This is a genomic window from Streptomyces sp. NPDC054770, from assembly GCF_053611985.1.
Genome location: NZ_JBSHBL010000171.1, coordinates 1 through 4,442 on the forward strand (window position 1 = coordinate 1; position 4,442 = coordinate 4,442).

Annotated in this window: 4 protein-coding genes; 1 reads left to right on the forward strand and 3 read right to left on the reverse strand. The window is 68.1% G+C overall.

The features are described from left to right. Positions 1–677: ATP-binding protein (locus ACWGKQ_RS51815; RefSeq protein ID WP_453299117.1), on the reverse strand; the 677-nt coding region annotated here is incomplete at its 3' end. A 440-nt stretch (positions 678–1,117) separates the two neighbouring features. Between ACWGKQ_RS51815 and ACWGKQ_RS51820 the strand changes: the two genes are divergently transcribed. Continuing rightward, on the forward strand, positions 1,118–1,348 hold the full coding sequence (locus ACWGKQ_RS51820) for a DUF7455 domain-containing protein (protein ID WP_046728668.1): 231 nt from the start codon (positions 1,118–1,120) through the stop codon (positions 1,346–1,348). A gap of 100 nt (positions 1,349–1,448) precedes the next feature. Here ACWGKQ_RS51820 and ACWGKQ_RS51825 read toward each other — a convergent pair whose 3' ends face one another. Both ACWGKQ_RS51825 and ACWGKQ_RS51830 read right to left on the reverse strand, forming a co-directional pair. Further along, positions 1,449–2,315 carry a serine protease gene (locus ACWGKQ_RS51825; protein WP_453299118.1) on the reverse strand — a complete coding sequence of 289 codons (867 nt, stop codon included), beginning with the start codon at positions 2,313–2,315 and terminating at the stop codon, positions 1,449–1,451. A gap of 122 nt (positions 2,316–2,437) precedes the next feature. Continuing rightward, positions 2,438–3,994, reverse strand: coding sequence for an RNA polymerase sigma factor (locus ACWGKQ_RS51830; protein ID WP_453299119.1), 1,557 nt, complete (start codon positions 3,992–3,994; stop codon positions 2,438–2,440). Between the last annotated feature and the right edge of the window lie 448 nt (positions 3,995–4,442).

Below are 4,442 nucleotides of genomic sequence, written 5' to 3' on the forward strand. Positions count from 1 at the left end.
TGACGAGCCCGCTGATGCAGCGTCTCCAACGACAGCTCGGCATCCTTCAGGAAGATCTGCCGATCAGCCCAGTACCGCACCCGCGTACCACTGCGGGTCTTGGGCACCCTCTTGGTCTTGCGCAGCCCGCTCCCGGCCTCGAACTTGCCGTCCGGGCCGACACCGGTGAAGGCACCCGGCACGCCACGGCGGAAGCTGATGGCGTGCACACTGCCGTTGCGGTCGACCTCGACATCGAGACGCGCGGAGAGCGCGTTCACCACAGAGGCACCGACGCCGTGCAGACCGCCGGAGGCCGCGTAGGAGCCACCGCCGAACTTTCCGCCGGCGTGCAGCTTGGTCATGACGACCTCGACGCCGGACAGGCCGGTGCGAGGTTCGGTGTCCACGGGGATGCCCCGGCCGTTGTCCCGGACCTCGACAGAGCCGTCGTCATGGAGGATGACCTCGATGTGGTCGCAGGCGCCGGCCAGGGCCTCGTCGACGGAGTTGTCGATGATCTCCCACAGGCAGTGCATCAGACCGCGACTGTCGGTCGATCCGATGTACATGCCGGGACGCTTGCGCACGGCTTCGAGGCCCTCAAGGACGAGCAGGTGCCGCGCGGTGTAGTTGGAGCCGTCCCGGTCTGCTCCTGCCAGCAGCGCAGTGGACGGCACGGACGTATCGGCGGTCACGCGGTTCGCTCCTCGCTGAATTTCAATGGAGCCCCTTTTGGGTAAGGGGTCGGCTTCGGTCGCCGCTCAGAGGGTACCGAGGCCTGGTAGAGCCGTTGTAACGCCACCCTCGTCGTGAACTCACCCTAGTCCAAGGTCGCATACGTGTTCGATCCCTCGATGGAGTGAAGTACATATCACGTTCCCTTCGAGGCATGAACCATTTAGGCTCCGGGCACGTCCTCACAAACAACCGGCAACCCGGCCGGGAGGATGAGACCGATGAACCGCGCGAACCCGTAAGCACTCAAAAGACGCAATACGGCACATTCGCCGCCAACCGGCAGCAGACGGCCACCTCGAAAGATTTTTTTCGAGGAGAAGCCCCGAGCGGGAACGTTTTCGGGCTGGTTGGATGTTGACCCTGGTACGACAGCTCGTCGAGCTAGAGAAGAGGCGACGTGACTACTGTTCTGACCCCCGCGAGCCACCTGACGGCCGCCGATCGCTGCGACCGCTGCGGCGCCCAGGCATACCTGCGCGTCGTGCTGCTCAGCGGCGGAGAACTGCTCTTCTGCGCCCACCACGGTCGCAAGTTCGAGCCGGAACTCAAGAAGATCGCCGCTGAGATACAGGACGAGACGGAGCGGCTGACCACCGTTCCGGCCACCGCCTCGGAAGATGAGCGCTGACCTCTCGCATTTACGACGAGCCAGCTCCGGCACAGGCCGGTGAAGGGCGGCCGCTCCTCCAGGGGAGCGGCCGCCCTTCGTCGTAGCCGTACAGAGGCCCTCAGGAGCGCGTGTGGGGCCGGCGTGAGCCGCTGAAGGCACCGCCGGGGCCCAGCGCCCTGACGACCTCGGAGACGCGCGTGTAGACGCCGGGATTCCCCGGGCGCCCGCAGCCACTCCCCCAGGACACGAGCCCGATCAGTTTCCCGTGTGCGACCAGCGGCCCACCGCTGTCGCCCTGGCAGGCGTCGGGGCCGCCCCGGGTCTCGCCCGCGCACACCATGGAGCCCGCCCGGTAGGTGCCGTCGGCGCCGCCTGGATAGGCCCGCTCGCAGGTCTCGTCGGACAGCACATGGAGCCGCGCCGCGTACAGCCGGCGCGAGTAGTCGCCGCCGCCCGTGATGTCACCCCACCCCGAGACCAGGGCGCTGGTGCCGGGCGCGTAGGCGGCGTCCCCCCGGGAGGCCATCGCGATGACCGTGCCGCTCGGCAGGGGCTCGGCAAGGGTGAGGACGGCGAAGTCACCGGTGTTGGCGTCCGGGTCGTAGCCCGGATTGACGCGGGCGACGGTCACGGGGATCTCCTGGCCCTGCGTCGCGAGCAGATCCGTGCGGCCCGCGATGACCTTGAGGTCGCGGACCCGGTCCGAGGGCCCGCCGATGACCTCGTCGGCCAGGCAGTGGGCGGCTGTGAGCACTTTGGTCCGGCCGATCGCCACTCCGCCGCAGAACTGACCGGCCCGCGTACCCCCGAACCGGTCACGGCTGGACAGCGCGACCGTCCACGGGGTCTGGGAGACGTCGACGGGGAAGCCACCGACCACAACACTGTCGGCGGCTGCGGGAGGCGTGGTGGCCAGCGGTATGGCCGTGGCGACGGCCGCCAGGATCAGCGGCCGGATCAGGGCCGGGGCAACAGAACGGCGCATGCACGCTCCTCACTCTGGGTGGTACCGGGACACCCAGAGTCATTCAGCGCACCGCGACCCGCAGCACGAAGGCCCGGCCTCCGCGGTGGGAGACCAGGCCTTCGACGTCGTACGACCGCGACCTAGTCGAGGTAGTCGCGCAGCACCTGGGAACGTGACGGGTGGCGCAGCTTCGACATGGTCTTGGACTCGATCTGGCGGATGCGCTCACGCGTGACGCCGTAGACCTTGCCGATCTCGTCGAGGGTCTTCGGCTGACCGTCGGTGAGACCGAACCGCATGGAGACGACGCCGGCCTCGCGCTCGGACAGGGTGTCCAGCACCGAGTGCAGCTGCTCCTGGAGGAGCGTGAAGCTGACGGCGTCGGCGGGGACGACGGCCTCGGAGTCCTCGATGAGGTCACCGAACTCGCTGTCGCCGTCCTCACCCAGGGGGGTGTGCAGCGAGATGGGCTCACGGCCGTACTTCTGGACCTCGATGACCTTCTCCGGGGTCATGTCGAGTTCCTTGGCCAGCTCCTCCGGGGTGGGCTCGCGGCCCAGGTCCTGGAGCATCTGGCGCTGCACGCGCGCGAGCTTGTTGATGACCTCGACCATGTGCACCGGGATACGGATGGTGCGGGCCTGGTCGGCCATGGCGCGGGTGATCGCCTGACGGATCCACCAGGTGGCGTACGTGGAGAACTTGTAGCCCTTGGTGTAGTCGAACTTCTCGACCGCGCGGATCAGACCGAGGTTGCCCTCCTGGATGAGGTCCAGGAAGAGCATGCCGCGGCCGGTGTACCGCTTGGCCAGGGAGACCACCAGACGGAGGTTGGCCTCCAGGAGGTGGTTCTTGGCGCGGCGGCCGTCCTCGGCGATGATCTCCAGCTCGCGCTTGAGCTTCGGGGCGAGCTTGTCGGCGTTCGCCAGCTTGTCCTCGGCGAACAGACCGGCCTCGATGCGCTTGGCGAGTTCGACCTCCTGCTCGGCGTTGAGCAGGGGGACCTTGCCGATCTGCTTGAGGTAGTCCTTGACCGGGTCGGCGGTGGCACCGGCCGCGGCGACCTGCTGCGCCGGCGCGTCGTCCTCGTCCTCGTCGGACAGGACGAAGCCCGCGCTCTCGGCGCCCTCGGGCTCCTCGCCGCCCGCCTTGGCCTCTTCGAGGACCTCGTCCTCGAGGATCTCGGCGTCGTCCTTCTTGGCGGCGGTCTTCTTGGCCACCGTCTTCTTGGCGGCGGCGGTCGCGGTCTTCTTCGCGGCCGTCTTCTTGGCGGCGGGGGCGGCCTTCTTGGCAACGGCCTTCTTCACGGGCGCCGCCTCCTCGGCCGGATCATCGGCGACGGCGGCGGGCACCACGGCCGGGGCGGCCGTGGCGGTGGCCTTCCGGGTGGTCACGGCCTTCGCCGCGACCGTCTTGGTGGCGGTGCGCTTGGCCGGACTCTTCGCTGCGACGCTCTTACGGGTGCGCTTGGGCTCCGCGGCACTGACCATCAGCGTCACACCCTCTTCCTCAAGGATCTGGTTGAGGCTGCGCAGTACGTTCTTCCACTGAGTGGCCGGAATCTGGTCAGCTTCGAAGGCCCGACGCACATCGTCGCCGGCGATCTGCCCCTCAGCCTTTCCCCGCTCAATGAGAGCCATGACAGAGACGGACTCGGCGATCTCCGGCGGGAGCGTACGGGATGTGCTGGCCGACACGAACAACCTCTCGGAACGTTGGAAAACGGCTTCCGGCCCCGTCCGGGACGGACTGGAGCCGACCGCCGGCTTGGGGATGGGCCGACGGCGCGGGCGGGGGCCGGGGAGATACACAGCGCCATGAATGGCGTCCGTATTCCCTCCGCGGCTGTCACCTCTTAGGTCATCGCGTTGTTCGCAAGAGCGTTACGCCCAATCTACGTGGCCCGAGTCACACCCCGTAAGCGCTCAAAAACGGTCAGACGCGGACAGAGGTTGCCGTTGATGATCTCTTTGGGTCGTTCGGACCATCACAGAGCCTGTCGTACGACCGCCGTGGCATCGATCGTACGACCACCGAGGAACCTGTCGCACGACCGGTCACCGCGCGCCGCCCCGGCCCCACCGCACCGCCGGGCCCACCGTCGCGCCGCCGGACCCCGCCGGAGCCCTGAGGAGGGATCCGGCA

Excerpts from the sequence above, each read along its gene's own strand:
- ACWGKQ_RS51825 (WP_453299118.1), bottom strand. The coding sequence starts at position 2,315 with ATGCGCCGTTCTGTTGCCCCGGCCCTGATCCGGCCGCTGATCCTGGCG.